The organism is Pseudomonas sp. 05N432 (assembly GCF_056396945.1).
In genome coordinates, this window is sequence record NZ_JBFTMM010000003.1 from 214,177 (window position 1) to 230,803 (window position 16,627).

Annotated in this window: 12 protein-coding genes; 10 read left to right on the plus strand and 2 right to left on the minus strand. The window is 58.6% G+C overall.

Features of this window, described 5'->3' with window-relative positions; translation table 11 throughout:
• Positions 1-13 precede the first annotated feature (13 nt).
• The 10 genes from AC1DHT_RS05360 to AC1DHT_RS05405 all read left to right on the plus strand — a co-directional run bounded on the left by AC1DHT_RS05360 (position 14) and on the right by AC1DHT_RS05405 (position 13,310).
• On the plus strand, positions 14-898 hold the full coding sequence (locus AC1DHT_RS05360) for a TatD family hydrolase (protein ID WP_427538383.1): 885 nt from the start codon (positions 14-16) through the stop codon (positions 896-898).
• A complete protein-coding gene (gene eboE / locus AC1DHT_RS05365; RefSeq protein WP_427538380.1) occupies positions 895-2,127 on the plus strand; it encodes a metabolite traffic protein EboE in 1,233 nt (410 codons plus the stop codon). The genes AC1DHT_RS05360 and eboE overlap by 4 nt, the downstream gene beginning before the upstream one ends.
• Positions 2,117-3,562 carry an alkaline phosphatase family protein gene (locus AC1DHT_RS05370; RefSeq protein ID WP_427538377.1) on the plus strand — a complete coding sequence of 482 codons (1,446 nt, stop codon included), beginning with the start codon at positions 2,117-2,119 and terminating at the stop codon, positions 3,560-3,562. The genes eboE and AC1DHT_RS05370 overlap by 11 nt, the downstream gene beginning before the upstream one ends.
• Positions 3,541-4,680, plus strand: a complete 1,140-nt coding sequence (locus tag AC1DHT_RS05375; protein WP_427538374.1) for a hypothetical protein — start codon at positions 3,541-3,543, stop codon at positions 4,678-4,680. The genes AC1DHT_RS05370 and AC1DHT_RS05375 overlap by 22 nt, the downstream gene beginning before the upstream one ends.
• A gap of 12 nt (positions 4,681-4,692) precedes the next feature.
• Positions 4,693-7,077 (plus strand): hypothetical protein, encoded by a 2,385-nt coding sequence (locus AC1DHT_RS05380; protein WP_427538371.1) that lies wholly within the window; start codon positions 4,693-4,695, stop codon positions 7,075-7,077.
• A 78-nt stretch (positions 7,078-7,155) separates the two neighbouring features.
• Positions 7,156-8,076 carry a hypothetical protein gene (locus tag AC1DHT_RS05385; protein WP_427538368.1) on the plus strand — a complete coding sequence of 307 codons (921 nt, stop codon included), beginning with the start codon at positions 7,156-7,158 and terminating at the stop codon, positions 8,074-8,076.
• Between the two features lie 19 nt (positions 8,077-8,095).
• A complete protein-coding gene (locus AC1DHT_RS05390) occupies positions 8,096-9,406 on the plus strand; it encodes a hypothetical protein (RefSeq protein ID WP_427538365.1) in 1,311 nt (436 codons plus the stop codon).
• Between the two features lie 3 nt (positions 9,407-9,409).
• A complete protein-coding gene (locus AC1DHT_RS05395; RefSeq protein ID WP_427538362.1) occupies positions 9,410-11,218 on the plus strand; it encodes a hypothetical protein in 1,809 nt (602 codons plus the stop codon).
• A gap of 34 nt (positions 11,219-11,252) precedes the next feature.
• Positions 11,253-12,308 carry a hypothetical protein gene (locus AC1DHT_RS05400; RefSeq protein ID WP_427538359.1) on the plus strand — a complete coding sequence of 352 codons (1,056 nt, stop codon included), beginning with the start codon at positions 11,253-11,255 and terminating at the stop codon, positions 12,306-12,308.
• 231 nt (positions 12,309-12,539) lie between these two features.
• Entirely contained in the window at positions 12,540-13,310 is a 771-nt protein-coding gene (locus tag AC1DHT_RS05405; protein WP_427538356.1) for a class I SAM-dependent methyltransferase, read from the plus strand.
• Positions 13,311-14,676: 1,366 nt separating this feature from the next.
• Here the strand turns inward: AC1DHT_RS05405 and AC1DHT_RS05410 are convergent.
• Both AC1DHT_RS05410 and AC1DHT_RS05415 read right to left on the minus strand, forming a co-directional pair.
• On the minus strand, positions 14,677-15,537 hold the full coding sequence (locus AC1DHT_RS05410; protein ID WP_427538353.1) for an MFS transporter: 861 nt from the start codon (positions 15,535-15,537) through the stop codon (positions 14,677-14,679).
• Positions 15,538-15,651: 114 nt separating this feature from the next.
• Complete coding sequence (locus tag AC1DHT_RS05415; protein WP_427538350.1) at positions 15,652-16,557, minus strand: LysR family transcriptional regulator; 906 nt, start codon at positions 16,555-16,557, stop codon at positions 15,652-15,654.
• Between the last annotated feature and the right edge of the window lie 70 nt (positions 16,558-16,627).

Consider the following 16,627-nt stretch of genomic DNA (forward strand, 5'->3'; position numbering starts at 1 on the left):
ACGAGGATTTACCATGCTCAAGTACTTCGACCCGCATATTCATATGGTCAGCCGTACCACCGATGACTACCAGAACATGGCCGCCGCCGGCATCACCGGGGTGATCGAACCGGCGTTCTGGCAGGGCCAGGCCAGGACCAGTGTCGGCAGTTTCATCGATTACTTCGACACCCTGTTGGGCTGGGAGCGCTTTCGCGCGAGCATGTTCGGCATCCACCACTTCTGCACCATCGGCCTCAACCCCAAGGAGGCCAATGACCTGTCGGTGGCCAATGAAGTGCTGGAGATTCTGCCGCGCTATCTGGTGAAAGACGGTGTCGTCGCAGTCGGCGAAATCGGCTACGACGACATCACTCCGGAGGAGGACCGTTTTCTCGCCGCTCAACTGGAACTGGCCAAACAATTCAATTTGCCGGTGCTGGTGCACACCCCGCACCGCGACAAGATCGGTGGCACCAAACGCACCCTGGCGGTGATTCGCGAAGTCGGGATTGCCGAGCACCTGGTGATCATCGACCACCTCAACGAACTGACCCTGCCGCTGGTGCTGGACAGCGACTGCTGGCGCGGCCATTCGATCTACCCCAACACCAAGATGTCGGAACAGCGCATGGTCGCTCTGTTGAAGGAGTACGGCACCGAGAAAATGGTGGTCAATAGCGCCGCCGACTGGGGGATCAGTGACCCGCTCAAAGTGCCGAAAACGGGCGAGGCGATGCTGGCTGCCGGCTTCAGCGAGGGCCAGGTCGAACAGGTGCTGTTCCACAACCCGGTGGACTTTTTTGCCCAAAGCGGACAGCTGGACAAAGCCCTGGTCAGCACTCCGCTGCCCATCGACCAACGTCGGCAGTGGCAGGACAATTCCGCCCTGCGCGGCCAGGAACCGGTGATCAAATGAGTGCCGGCACGGGTTGGGCTGCCACGCAGGTCGGCTATTGCAGCAACGTACACCCGACCCGTGACCTGGCCGGGCTACGGTCATCCATCGAATGGCATTTCCAGGGTGTGCGCACCCTGCGCGGCCTGAACGAGCAAGACAGTGGGCTGTGGATCAGCGCCCTCGCTGCGGCCGAACTACAGCAGGCGTCAGCTCGGGCGGATTTCCTCAGCCTGCTGCAACGCAGCGGGCTGCGGCTGACTTCACTTAACGGCTTTCCCTATGGCCAATTTCATCAGGGCGCGGTGAAAGCCGACGTCTATTTGCCCAACTGGACTGATCCGAAACGGCTGGCGTACAGCCTGAATCTGGCCCGAATCCTGGCGCACGCCCTGCCGTCGGATTGCCCCCAAGGCGTGATTTCCACCGTACCGCTGGGCTACGCCGCCAACTGGAACCCGCAGCGACAGCAGCATGCCGAACATCTGCTGCGCCAACTCACGGCTTCACTGGCCAGGCTGCATCGGGAGACGGGCAAGAAGATCGTGTTCTGCCTGGAGATGGAGCCGGACTGCGTGCTGGAAAACACCGACCAGGCGATCGCCTTCTTCCACCGCTACCAAGCCAGCGACCCGAACCATGACTATCTGGCGCTGTGTTTTGATGTCTGCCACCAGGCCGTGGTCTTCGAACATTGCTATCAATCGCTGGAAAAGCTGCGTCAGGCCCGGGTGCCCGTTGGCAAGATTCAACTGTCCAACGCGCTGATTTGCCGTCTGCCCCCTGAGGACGACAACCGACGCCAACACATACTCAACACATTGAGCGACTTCGCCGAAACCACCTACCTGCATCAAGTCAAAGCCCGCGATGTGCAGGCGCGGTTATCGGGCTGGGCCGACCTTCCCGACGCACTCGACGATTGCGCAAACAACCTGGGGCAATACCCCGAACTGCGGATTCATTTCCACATTCCGCTATTCAGCGAACACTTGCTGCTGCCCGAACTCAGCGGCAGTCAGATCGCCCTGTCGCAGACCTTCGACTTTCTCGCAGACCATGGGGATTTCCGCCCTGTGCTGGAAGTGGAAACCTACAGCTGGGGCGTGCTGCCCGCGCAACTGCGGCCCGACACCGAGCACGCCCAACTGCAGGGAATCGCCGCGGAACTGCGCTGGGTCGAAGAGCAATTGCGGCAACGGCAATTGCTGCAACCCCAAACGCGGGAGGCGCTCGCCGATGCCCTCTGATCAACCGCGTCAACCGCTGCTGCTGATCAACGTGGTCGCGCTGACCCCGGCGCTGCTGGGGCCGGCGACACCGCACATCAATGCCCTGTTGAAAACGGCAAAAATGGCCAGCCTGCAACCAGTGTTTCCGGCGGTCACTTCTACAGTGCAGGCCTCGATCCTCACCGGCGCGTCGCCGTCGGAGCACGGCATCGTGGGCAATGGCTGGTATTTTCGCGACCAGGCTGAAGTGCGTTTCTGGCTGCAACCCAACGCACTGATCCAGGGTGAAAAGGTCTGGCAGCAGCTTAAACGTGAGCTCCCCGGGTTTCGCTGCAGCCAGTTGTTCTGGTGGTACAACATGTATGCGGACGTGGACGCCGCCATCACCCCACGCCCGCACTACCCGGCCGATGGCCGCAAGCTGTTCGGCCTGTATTCGACACCGGCCTCGTTGCACGAGCGTATCGAACGGCAAATCGGCGAATTCCCGTTTCCGGGTTTCTGGGGCCCGGCGGCCGGCATCGCGTCGAGCCGCTGGATCGTCGACTGCGCCATCACCGAGTTCCAGATCGATCGACCCGATCTGCAATTGGTTTACCTGCCGCATCTCGACTACTGCCTGCAGCGACTGGGCCCCGATCATCCGTCGATTGCCGACGAGGTGCGGGCCATCGACAGTGAAGTGGGTCGCCTGCTGACCTTTGCCCAGGAGCAAGGCGCGGCGGTGATGCTGTTGTCCGAATACGGGATCGAAGCGGTGCAGCAGTCCGTATCGATCAACCGACTGTTGCGTTCGGAAGGCTTGTTGCAGGTGCGCCAGTCGCTGACCTGGGAGTTGCTCGACCCCGGCGCCAGCGCGGCCTTTGCCGTGGCCGATCATCAGATCGCGCATGTCTACGTGAAGCAGGCGCACGACATCCCGCGTGTCAAAGCGCTGTTGCAGCGCCAGCCCGGCATCGAGCAAGTGCTGGATAAAGCCGAACAAAGGGACTGGCAACTGGATCATCCGCGCAGCGGCGAGCTGGTGACCGTGGCTGCGCCGGGATACTGGTTCGATTACTACTACTGGTTCGACGATCGCAAGGCACCCGACTTTGCCCGCACCGTGGACATCCATCGCAAGCCCGGCTACGACCCGCTGGAACTGTTCATCGACCCGGCCATTCGTTTCCCGAAATTGAAAATGGCGCGTCGCCTGCTGCAGAAAAAGCTCGGTTTTCGCTACTACATGGACCTGATTCCGCTGGACACCCGCCTGGTCCGCGGCAGCCATGGCCGCCTGCCCGACAGCGAGAACACCGGCCCGCTGCTCATCACCAATTGCAATCTGCCGTTGCCGCAGCGTCTTGCGGCCACGGCCGTGAAGCAACTGCTCCTGGAACACTTCCTGGGGCATTCACACACCGACCCGGCCAATGCCAAGGAGCTTCCATGCGGCGAGCCATTTCTATAACAGTTCTGAGTGCCCTGGCCGGTTTGGCTCAGGCACAGGACACTAACAACTTCAACTGCAGCAACTTCCTGCAATTCGGAACCAGCATCGATCAGACCCGTGCGGCGTTCAACACGAGTCCCGAGGCCATGGCCTGGAACTGGTTCGTCTGCCTGAACCAGCCCGACGCCCAGGGTTACAACCGCCAGTGGGAGTCGTTCAAGCCTTCCGACCAGGTCTACCTGGCCAATGGCGCCTCCCCCGGCACGTATGAAAGCCGCACGAGGCTACCGGGCGAAGTGCTCAGGCAAGCCAAGGCCCTGGGGCTGGACTCGAGCCGCGTCCTGCACAACCTCAAAGCCACCCAGCAGGTCGACGGGCTGAGCCTGGAAATGGGCGGCACCGCCGTGCCTGACGCACAGCAAGGCCACGTCGTGCGCTTTCAACTGCTGATGTCCAAGGACACTTACGACTACATCGTCAGCAAAAACGTCTACAACATGAATGGTCAGGATGCCCTGACGAGCAATCTGAACTTTCCGGCCACGGCCTGGGAGTTGAAAGCCGCCTGGCTGTGGATCGGCGCGGACATGGCTTACAAGAAGAAGCTGGAAGCCGACGGCTACTACGTTGCCCAGGCCTATTACTCGATAGGCACCGGGTACAAGGTTGGCTACGCGGCGCTGAGCGGCTTGCATGTGGTCAACAAACTGAGCGCCGACTGGGTCTGGACCACCTTCGAAAACGTCAATAACCCCAAGTACACCGTGACCAAGGGCCAGCCGCCCGCGCCAATGACAAACAGCACCGGGCCGACATCGGCTGCCATACCGGTCAATACGCAGTTCCAGGCCAATAACCCAAAGCTGTCGAAATACGAGTTGATCGGCGTGGAGTTCCTACCCAAGACCCAGGTCCTGGCGAACTCGCAGTTGGAATCGGCCTTCCAGGCCAATTCGTCCTGCCTGGCCTGCCACGGCACCGCCGCCTACTCGAAGCAGGACGGTTATTTCAATTTCGCCATACCGAGCGGCGGCGGCCTTACCTACCCCACCACACCGCTGCCGGTCACGGCCTTCACCGGTTATCAGAAACTGGATTTTGTCTGGTCGCTGAAACATGCCCAGTGGAAACGCTAAGGAGAGCACGACATGAGCGTACTGAACTTTCCCCGCATCTACCTCAACGGCGAGATGTTCTGGAACCCGCCGACGGCCAACAACAACGACATGTTCCCGCTATATGACGCAGTGAACATGGACATCAACTGGCCGTTCGTGAAGCACTTCGGCGTCGACCAGGACAACGCCCCAGACAGACTGATGCCATGGACCATCTCGACGCAGTACATGGCTAACATGCCGACCTACGTACAGCAGGTGCCAAACAATATCAATCCGAACCATGACCCGTACATGCCCGCCGAATGGGATCTGTTTGGCGACAACGGTTGCGGCTTGGTGAACTACGGGAAAACCACTTCGACCGTCATCGGCGGCGAATTGAAGATCAATAACTACATCAGCCAGGACCCGCTGGTCGGCAAGCAATACCAGTTGCTCGGCAGCCCCCTGGGCAGCAATACCCCAACCCCGGCGCGCTTCGTGGATATCAGCCCATGGCAAAACACGTTCACGGCGCTGTACTTCGACAAATTGGTGCTGGGGGACTCGAACTGCGGCCTGACCCTCAACCGCAAGTACCGGATGATGGACCGTTTCCTGAACTTCAGTTGGGCAGGCCTGGGTAATGGCCTGATGAACGTCAGCACCACCTGGCAGACCTGCTTCCCCAAGGACAATCTGGAATGGGCGACCGGCAACTCCGCCCTGCTGAGCAGCCTGAAGCAGCAGATGGAGGAGCAAGGGGCGCAGGGCCTGATGTTCCGGTTTTCCGTCTATCTAACGTGCTATGACAAAAACGGTATATTCAACGATTACACGAAGAACCCCAACACCCGCTCCAACAACCCGGATGTCATGGCGAAGGTGCGGGAGCTGTACAGGGAGGGCTTGCACAACGTTAACGAGATATTCTTCAACCCCGCCTACAGCCGCACCTCGGCGGTCTTGGGGCTGTGGTTCGCCAATGAGTACCCCACGGCCCCCGCCGGGCTGCGCCTGGTGCCCGATCAGCTGGTGTCGATGTTCCAAACGAACTTCCAGGATACGAAAAAAGCCCAGTTGGGCGTGATCTCGGCACAAATTACCGGCGATACCCTGTCACTCGATCTGGGCAACACGTTTCCGAGCTATCCCGTGGACGCCACCGTCGATATCCCCGTCCCGGAAAAATTCAACGCCGGTACCTACCATTTGGGCGCCGAGGTGGATGGAACATTCAAGCCGGCGGTCATCTTGAACTACGCGGACTACCGGCAAGCAGCCTTCAACCAGCGCTCGGGTATTCTCGATATCCCCCTCGATACCTATACCAAGGGTGTATTGCAATCCCGTCCCCTGATTCTACGTCAGCTGGGCAAGAACGGCGCTCCCCCCACCCGCGCCGCCATCCAGCAGACGTGGACCGCCGAGGTGGTCGAAAGCGGCAGCTTCATTGATGTCGGTGATCACAAGACACTGCATATCATGGTGCAGAACAATGGTCAGCCGGCCGCCAACACCACACTGTGGGTGGCCGAATATGGCAACCCCTACATGGTGACCAGCAGCGACTACTATCTGGCGTTCAGCAACACGGCCAACTTCACCCTGTTCTATGACAACCCGACGGACCGCGCAAAGAACACGGCCAACCTGCCCCAGTTCATCGACGCTGAGCCGGTCATCCACTACCGCAGCACCGGCAGCGGCCGACGACTGACCGCCTTGGAGGACGTGCCCAAACCCAGCGGCAACCCGATCGGCTATCAAGATTTCCTCGTTTCCGGCAAACCGATCGCAGTCAACCTGCGTCCCTGCCTGTCCCTGGACAATGCCAAAACAGTCACCGGCACACTGAACGACGATCAGGGAACGAAGGTGGTTTGCTCCTATACCGTCATCACCACCAATGACCAAGGCATCGCCGAGCTGGGCTACACAGGCGTGGCGCCAGGCTTCCCCACCCTGCGCTTCTTCGTGAAGGTGGGCGACGACGACCCGGCCATCCCCTTCAGCTTCCCGCTCAGCCAGGCCTACGTCGACTTCCTTGCGCCGCTGCGGGTCCTGCCGTTGGACATGAAGTTGCAACAGGACTTCATCGATACCTGGAACGGCATGTGCACCTCCACGCAAGCCCCGGAAAAGTTGTGGAACACCTTCATCTTTCCGAAGGTCCTGCAGTCCTTCTATTACCTCTACCCCATCATGAACAAGTACATGCCCCTCGATTCGCGCACGCGCGTGGAAGGTGCCGTCGACCAGTTGATCATTCTAATCAGCAAGGAGAACCAGGACGAAAGCACGCTGGCGATGCCCATCACCCGAGACATGTCGCAAAGCCGACGCGCCATATTGGAGCTGTGGGCCAAGAAGCTGGTCAAGCGCAACTATCCACCCAAAACACTCAATATGAGCGATTACAACAACCTCTGACCGTAGAGCTACCCCCCGTGGGAGCAAGCTCGCTCCCACGGGGTGACCCGGGAATTTTCGAGTTCGAAGGAGTGACTTATGAAAACCAGCCTCTTGAACCGGTTATTGCTGCTGATCCTGCTGTTCAGCCCGCCGCTTTTCGCCCAGGACAACGGCGCCGTGTACTTCACCATGGGGGTGCACAACACCAAGGGGTGCAATGAACAGAACGGCAACTGCATCGCCACACGAGCACCGGGCGAGCCTTCCGATCCGTTTTTCCCGGCGTTCTGGATCAGCGACTGGACCATGTACCGGGTGATGCACAACTACGAGAAAAACCCGCCGCCCTACAGCAATCCACCCACCACCCTGACCCCGGCGGACTACACCGTTTCTCGCGGAACCAGCTACTACGACACTGCCTATATACCGGCGGATGGCGACGGCTTCGGCGCCATGATGGAGCACTACGAAAAATACTGTCTGCCGATTTTCCCGATCAAGAACAACAACTACACCTGCTCGTTCGTATCCCTGGGCAACAAGGCGTACTTCCTGACCTATCCGCAAGACCGCCCCAAAGACATGCCGGCCTGTTGCATGTTTTCGCCAATGAATCATCCGCCACGGCAAGACTTCATCCAGCACCTGCCCTACAGCGCCGAACGCAGCAAAAACCTCGATGGCAGCGTGCAGGCCTACGCGCTGGACCTCGAATCACCGCAAGGTCCGATCCTGTTCGGCTATGCCTTTTTCAAAAAGCCGACGGGACAACCGCCCTATCGGCATCCCCAATCGTTCTTTTTTTCGGGGGACACCAGCGTCGCCAATGCGCCCATCGTCAGCCAGAACTACACCCATTTCCGCATCGCCAAACCGGACCCGGCCCAGACCTGGGCGCGAGTGGCCGCCATGTGCCCGGCGAATCCGCCGCCCTGCCAATTGTTCGAGCCACCGGCGTCACAGAGCAACGGCCAAAAGGCGCAGTGGAACAAGCTGATGCAGCGCAAACCCTGAATAACGACGAAGGATCGCCATGAAAACCACACTCCGTCTCTGCGTGATATCAGTGGGCCTGGCCAGTCTGTCGGGCTTACCCCAGGAGCAGGCCCTGGCCCGGGAACAGGTCAGGCCGTCGACGCAGTCCAGCAACCTGAGTTGCCAGCCCCCCAGCACTGCGCCGACCGCCACCGCCAGCCAGGACCAGTTCGATCAATACAGCTGGCAGATGTTCATCGCCTTGAACTGGCCTGCACAGAACGGGCAGCGCGGTGATCCCGACTGTAGCAAACAGCCTGGGGATCCCGGCTACACCGTCTGGCAGACCTACAAGACCGTGGAGGAAATCTTTCTGCCGAGGGGCGCCAATCCTGGCCCGTGGAATACCCCGCAGACCGCCAAAAGCCTGGGCATCATCAACATCGCCGCGCTGAAGAACAGCACCCAGGTGAATGCCGTCGACCAGGCCGTTGGCGGCTGGCTGATCGACCAGGCGGGTAACCCGACCTACTACGACATCTCGGCCAACGAGACGTCCTACGACTACATCGTCAACAACAGTTTCTATAACGCCGATATCGTTTCCAAAGCCAATAACATCAACTTCCCCAACGGGGTCATCGAGGTCAAGTCGAGCTGGCGCATCCTCACCCCCAACGACAATGCCAGCCGCTACCTGACCATGCTGGCGCGCGTGGCCACGTTCAACGACCAGGGCCAGCGCACCGGTGTCACCGAAGCCTACCTGGGCCTGGTGGGCCTGCATATCATCACCAAGGTAAACGGCTATCCGCAGTGGATCTGGTCGACTTTCGAGCAGATCGACAACGTTCCGCCCAAGGAGCTGGTGCATGGTCAATGGGTCGATCAGCCAACAGCCGGCATGACCTACTCTTACTTCAACCCCGCCGCGCCCGTCGTCACCCTCAACCAGTCGCCGTGCGACTGGCAGACTCAGGGTACACAGCTGGTCTGCGTGCCCAAACCCGGCACCACGTTCCAGACCCCGAACCCGCTGAACCGGGTCACCCCGATTGCCGAGGTCACCAACGCCGTCAACACCAATTACCGTACCGACCCGGGCCTGCAAAGAAGCGTGTTGAAGTATTACCAACTCATCACCACCCAGCGTCCGCTGATGCCGGACAACCCCAGTAATCCACTCGGCCAGCCGACACCGGCACTCTCGGCCAACGTGACCATGGAGAGTTACATCCAGCCCAACAGCAGTTGCATGAATTGCCACTCCATGGCGACGCCGGTCAAGAGCCCCTACAAGTCCGATTTCTCCTACCTGTTCAAATTCGCCAATGCGCCTGTCGGCAAAACCACCAAGGACAAGGAATAGATCATGAGCATTCTCAATGGACCACGACTGAATTTCTGGGGCGGCATCCGCACGGACGTCAGCCTGCCGAACAACTCCCCCACCATTCCTTACGACGGCAATGATCACTGGCCGCTCTTCGACCTGACCACCTCGACCCTGGCGCCGGGAGCCCAGTCTTACACCGACGATCAGTTGAACAACATGATCAACGCGCCCACGGGCGACTACTACACTGCCGGCGGCTGGAATCACTACGGGCAGCACGTCGTCGACATGCAGAACGCCTTGATCAGTTCCCAGGGTAATCCGGGCAGCATCAGCACCACCGGCGACATGGTGGGCCAGCCGGTCTATCTGCTCGGCTCGGTGGACCCGGTGACCGGACAAGGGCCCGTTTCCGGCCCGATGATGGTGGACCTGGACCCTACCTCCTCGACCACCACCCAGATATTTGTCGGCGGTCTGCAAATTGGCGGCAACAGCAACATCCAGCTACTGATCCGCGCTAACACAGTCTGCAGCAGTCTGGATGTCAAGACACGGGTGCTGGAGCCAGAGAGCATGGATGCGCCCGGTTCCTTCCATGCCAGCGGCACATTTCAGTTGACCTTTCCCCTGAGCAGTATTGTCAGCTGGAACCAGAACAGTAGCGGCCTGCGGTCGATCATCCAGGCGCCGGGCGCAACCGGCATCGTCCTGCGTTTCGTCATGTTCGAGATGTGCCCCACGATGACCACCGAGCAACTGGACGCCGATTACGCCGCCGGTAAATACACCCCTAACCCGAGCATCGGTCGGGTCATCGGGACGCTGGCCCCGGCCTTCGACGATGAGCCGCTGAACTGCCAGCCGGGCCGGCAACTGGTCAACCAGAGCGTCAAGAGCACGGGCTATGCCGATCTGGGCGACAGCGGCATCCTGAGCATCGACATGGTGAACGTCATCCCGAAGCAAACCTTCAGGGCCGTCAGGGACGACATCACCAGCCCCATCGGGCCCAACGCGGATTACGGCCCCGTCACGATCAGCGCCGGCACCACCACCCTGACCACCCTCGACCCGGCAAGCAGCCCGTTGTTTGACTACTACGTGTATGGCGGCATCGTCGACCTGCCCTTGAGTGCCACTCAGCAGCAAGCGGTGCGGACCACAGCGCTGGCCATCAACGCACCCAATACAGTTTCCGAAACCACGCTGCACGCAATCGAATCGACCTATCGGGTGTATGCCGATCAGCGCAACGTGTATCTGGAGGACTACCCCAATGGCCTGTCGATCACCCTGCAAGTCAGGTATCTGGGTGGACCGGTCACCAGTGCCACCGAAATCGACCTGAAGGCCGGTGCCCCTGCGGTATACAAAAATCCGAAGTACTGGAATTTCCTCGAGTTTCCTGACTCGCTGACCATCAACGCCGGCCAGCTCGACGTCAGTTTCCCCGTCACCCTCAAGCCGGGCACTGCGGCCCAGGCGGGTTTTGTCGCGCTGACTTACACAGTCAACGGTCTTGCAAGCGGTGGCTACTTCACCAGCTTTCGCAAATACGCACAGACCGACTTCGGCATCCCCAAGGGCACTACCATCACCTGGCCGCTGATGTATCCGAACGTCCTGCGTTTTCATTACCTGGCCTTCCCCGCCATGTCGCGCTACATCCCGCTCAATCAGCCCGACGCGATCATGGCCGCCAAGAACCCCATCCTCGCCCGAACCTCGGACGCCTACAAAGGCACCACCCTGTTCATGCCCGTGGTGCGCTCGATGTCGCCCTGCCAGCGGGCGCTGCTCCGGGCCTATCTCACCGGCGAACCGTGGCAACCGCCGCAGTAACCGCGTCCATCCCTTGTCCATGGAGAGAAGCCCTATGCCCGTTCCCCTTCATATTCCTGAGCAGCCGCGCGAAACCCTGCGCCCGAGTACGATCATCGCCGAAGGCTTGCTTAACCCTCGGGGCGTTTGTGTGCAGGCCGATGGCAGCCTGCTGCTGACCGAAGCCGGCTCCGGCCTGCCGGACCAGCCCTTCAGCGGCCGTATCAGTCGACTGCGACCGGATCCACACAAGCCCGGCACCTACCTGCCCGGCGAAATACTCGCGCAAGGTTTTCGCGCCATGAACATGCAGGCCCGCATGCTGCGCGATGAAATCATGGGACTGTCGGACATCGCCCGCGGTGACGGGCGCTGTCTGGTCAGCCAGACCGATTACGTCGAAGGTTCCAAACTGCTGGACCTGCAATACACCCCGCCTGAGCCGGTATTTCACAGCCATGGCAATCTGAATGCGCTGTGTTACCACCCGACCCGCCGCAGTTGGCTGGCCGTCAAACCCGATACCAATCAGTTGGTGGAGTTCACGACCGGCCAGGACGAGCGCGTGCTGGTCCAACTGCCCGAACTGGACCAGGGCCAGGAAGCCGTTCCCGTGACTCTGGTGTACGAACCGGCGACAGACGCCGTGCTGATCAGCCTGTTCTCCGGAGAACTACAAGGCGACCCGACGCGCAAGGGCATCGACTTTTCCGACAAGGCAGGCCAGGTGATTCGGGTCTGGCCGGCCAGCGGGCAGATCGACATCCTGATTCGCGGCCTGCAACTGCCCACCGGACTGGCGTTGTGTCCGAAGGGGAACGTGCTGGTCCTGGAACTCTGCGACCGCCTGCAGCAACCCTTACCACCGGACTGGAACGGCGAACCACTCCATGGAGGCTTTAGCCGATTCACCGGTCGACTGCTGAGCTGCAACCTGCAAACAGCCCAAGTCACCGTGCTCGCCCGGGGCCTGGATACCCCGTCCAACCTGTGCCTGTTACAGGATGCGGTACTGGTGAGCGAAGGYATGGGATTAGCAGGCCGGCCACTGCCCACGCCAGACAACAACGTCGTCCCGTTGAGCGGCAGACTCCGCCGGGTGCAGCTCTGAAAAGCACGCGCCTGGCATCCTGACGCCATAGTGGCAACCTTCCCGCCCACTCCAGCACTTCCTCATAAATGGCCATACCTGAGCTCCATGTTCCTTAGAGAAATAAGCATAGTGCGCCGCGCAGCAATTTCCGTTGAAGTTTGATTCTTGCCCAAACCGAGAAATCTGGTTGCACACAAAACACTTTGCACCAGCTAAGCTCCACTACATTCACAACGAGGGTCGCTACTCATGGCAGGTATTCAAAAGACTGCTCAGCTCGGTTTCTCAGCGCAAGCCAATACCTATGCCAAGGGTCGACCGAGCTATCCAATAGAACTACATACATGGCTAAGAGAAGCACTAGACATCCATCCAGGATCGACGGTCATTGATTTAGGGGCCGGCACCGGCAAATTCACTCGAATGTTGAAATCCATGGAGATCGATGTCGTTGCAGTCGAGCCTGTCGAGGCCATGCGAACCGAGTTTGTCAATAATCTACCGGACATCAGGATCCTGGAGGGAACGGCCGAATCTATTCCGTTCGGATCTGGAGCAGCGGAGGCAGTGATATGCGCCCAAGCCTTCCATTGGTTTGCGAATGAAACGGCTCTCGCCGAGATTCACAGAGTGCTCAAACCAAATGGCCGACTAGGACTGATCTGGAACGTACGCGATGAGTCGGTGGACTGGGTGGCGGCCATCACTGACATCATTAGTCCGTACGAAGGCGATACTCCACGCTTCCATACCGGGGACTGGCGATTGCCATTCACAGGGTACTACTTCTCTACCCCCGAACTGACCTGCTTTCAATACACGCATGCAGGAAGTGCCAAGAATGTCATCATTGACCGCTTCCTGTCGGTGAGCTTCATCGCCGCTCTACCTCCCGCCGAGAAGGCGAAAGTTAACGAGCAGTTGCAGAGCCTGATCCAAACCCATCCGTCCTTGCGCGGGCGTGAAACTATTGAGTTCCCGTATCAAACCCAAGCCTACCTATGTCGCCGTTTAGATTGACTGACAGAATAATTACGTTGAGTTAGAGCGTTACTGGACGCATTAGGGGCTGCGGGCACTACAGCCCTCCTAAAGCGAAAAGATTTCAGCTTATCGTCAGGCTCCAAAGTTCACGTGGATTGGACTCCATTATCTTTTCACTATTTAATATTTCACTCAGCATTGGGTATCGTCCGTGTGCATACCTATTGTTATCCATCATTATCAATTCCCTGCTTCCATTATGTAATAGTTGTGGGCATCAGACCGTCTGACAGATTCAACAAAATACTTCAGCACTGAACAATAGCTCTCGGCATTTCCCAGTGAATTGGAAAATGTACAAAATTTCTCAAGAAGGTTTTGCTTCAAGCGAACACCGTAGTCGTACTCACTCTTTGCATCTGAAAGTAAATATACCAATGAAGAGTCAAGCGTATCTTCTATGACGTTATCAGCTGAAAATTTAATATTGGTATCGAGGAGAAGCTTTAAGCAATTATCGTATTTTTCTGAATCCAACGAGTGCAACTCTTTAAAAAGTGACTCCCACCTGACGATTTTAGACTCACCTCTATTGCCTGGATGGGTATCCTACGGCGCAAATCCAGTACACGTCCGATGGAGGCGTGATTATGGGAGCCTGGAAAATTACGGACCACCTTGGACAAAGCAGGATATTTGACTACGGAAACGAACAGGATTTTCCAGTTCCACCGACAGGAAACTACCCGTACATCAGCCACGACGGTAATACTGGCGCAGTGAGCGTCAACGACCCGGCCGACGCTGATCTGTCTGTTGGCAGTTCAAATTGGTAAGACGTTCCAGATAAACCAGTTCTGCCAGACTGCTCGCATAGCGGTCCATTCCTGAGCGACCGCCAGAACCTCAGATCAGGAACGTGAAATTCCGCATCTGACGGCGTCTGGCACACCCTGCCCTCTCTCAGCATGTTCTCATCGAACACACCACGCCATTAGGGCAGACCTATGAAACTGTTTGATGCTGCCGGTTACCGCCCCGACGTTCTAGAGGAGCACTTCCCAAAATTGCCGTTGGCGCACTGATTAGTTTGACGGGTGGCGATCAGCGGCTGAGCCAGAGGCACAATACAAAGCCCAACGATGCTGATACGCCACCCACCGCCCCTGGCCAGTACCATCCGCTTAAAAACAGCGGTGAGGCACTGGCAGAGCCCGCAGCACCGCCGATAAAAAATGTGGCGATATATAGGCTGTTTAAACGATTAGACGCTTGTAGATCGAGAGACATGACTCGACGCTGGGAAATTACATGGCAAGCCTGTACGCCCGCACTGATGCAAAACGCACAGACCGTTAGTATCGGCACCGAATCCTTAGTCGCCCAGCCGAGGCAACTAACGCTAACTATTAGGCTGCCGATCAAAGCGGTTGAGCGGGCATGCCCACGGGTCTGCCAGCCAGCCGGCCAGTGGAGCCGCTAGGGCACCACCGACGCCTACAAGACCAAACATTGCCAGTGCGATGCTGTCGAGACCATAGTGGCTGCGCAGTATTTGGGGGGCACTGACCCAGAACAGGCTGAATACACCGAACAGCAACGCCTGGCAGATGGCACGTCGCCGTAGTTCTGAGTGACGACGCCACAGGGGCCACAACGAGCCGATCAGTGCAGGATAGGTCAGCATCTCGACTGGCTGGCGATGGGGCAGTGTCCATCGCAGAGCTAGCGCCAGCATGGTGATCAGAAGCCCATCGCCCAAAAACACTACGCGCCAATCCAGCAATTCGTCGACCAGGCTCGCCACCGGCCATGCCAACAAGATGCCTGATAAAAGGCCGGCGGTCACGCGTCCGACAACAACGCCGCGCCGCTGCGCCACCACCATCGAAGCCGCCAATACGACGATCAGTTGCACCGCAATTGCCGAAGCACCGATGCACAGGCACGCCAGAAAAAAGGTCGCGCCATTGGCCGCCAGCCCCGCCCCCATCAACGCCAGGGCAGCCACTGCCAGTGTCGTCATCAACAAGTGGCGATTCTCCAGTCGGTCACCCAGCGGCGCGATCAGTAATAACCCCAAGCAATAACCCAGCTGGCTTAAAGTCACTGGCAGGCCCGAGGCCCAGGATGGAAGGCCAATCGCTTCTATGATCACGCTGCCGAGTGGTTGTGCGAAATAGCTGCCAGCGGTGATCAGTGCACAGGCAAACGCCAATAGCAGCGTCATCGGCGTCGACAAGGATCTGGGTGGGGAAGACATTAAAAAAACCTCGAAAGGTACTAAAGAGTCCCCGCGAGAATAACGACAGCCTGGCCAAGTCAGAGCATCGCAGCAGTCAGTTCTCTAATGACTTGCGAGCACTAATCCTTTTGTTCAACGGCTTAGAGCCACAACAAACTCCAAAAATGCGCGTACCTTGGCCGGTGGCAGGTTGCGTGACGGATATAATGCGTACAACGGAAATCGCTCATTCGGCCAATCGGGAAAAAGCTCGACCAGGCGCCCTTCGCGCAAAGCCGGCTCAACCCCCAATTGCAGCACCTGCGCGACCGCTTGGCCTTCTTCGGCGATACGGTGCAGAGCGCCCACGTCATTGACGATCAGGCGGCCGGGGGTCTTGATGGTCAAGCGCTCTGCGTCGCGTTGAAACTCCCATACAAATGGCTTGCCGGTCTGAAAATCACGGAAATCGACACACAGATGCCTGCCATTCTCCAGCTCCGAAGGGTGGGCAGGACGTCCGTGTTTGAGGATGTATGCTGGTGAAGCCACCGTTAGCACACGCGTCGTGAGCAACTGTCGGCCAATCATTCCGGAGGATGGTTGTTCGCCGAAGCGTACTGCTAAGTCGACACCGTCCGTGACCAGATCACCGAGGTGTTCGCGGGTCACCAAGTCCAAAGATAGCTCGGGGTAGCTGGCCATAAAGTCCCCAAGCGCCGGCGCAAGGATCAAACGTGAAAAGTATGGGTCGACATTGACCCTCAGGCGCCCGCGTATCGTTGTGGCGCTACCGGAGGCGCTATCTGCCAGTTCCTCAAGACCGGCCAATAACGGCACCGCACCCGCATAGAGACGCCGACCTTCGTCAGTCAGGGTCACAGAGCGTGTAGTGCGATCAAATAAGCGAATTCCCAGCAGAGCTTCCAGCCTCGCGATCGCCCGGCTCACGCCTGACTGAGTCATGTCCAGCGTTTCAGCAGCCTTGACGAAACTGCCGCTATCGACGACCGCAGACAGCACGCCTATACCGTTGACCAAACGTCCATCCAGGCCCATTGATGATTTCTCGTCATTAAAGTGATGAGGCTCATGCTATCGCACCCGCTGGTGGGGTCACGTAATAATT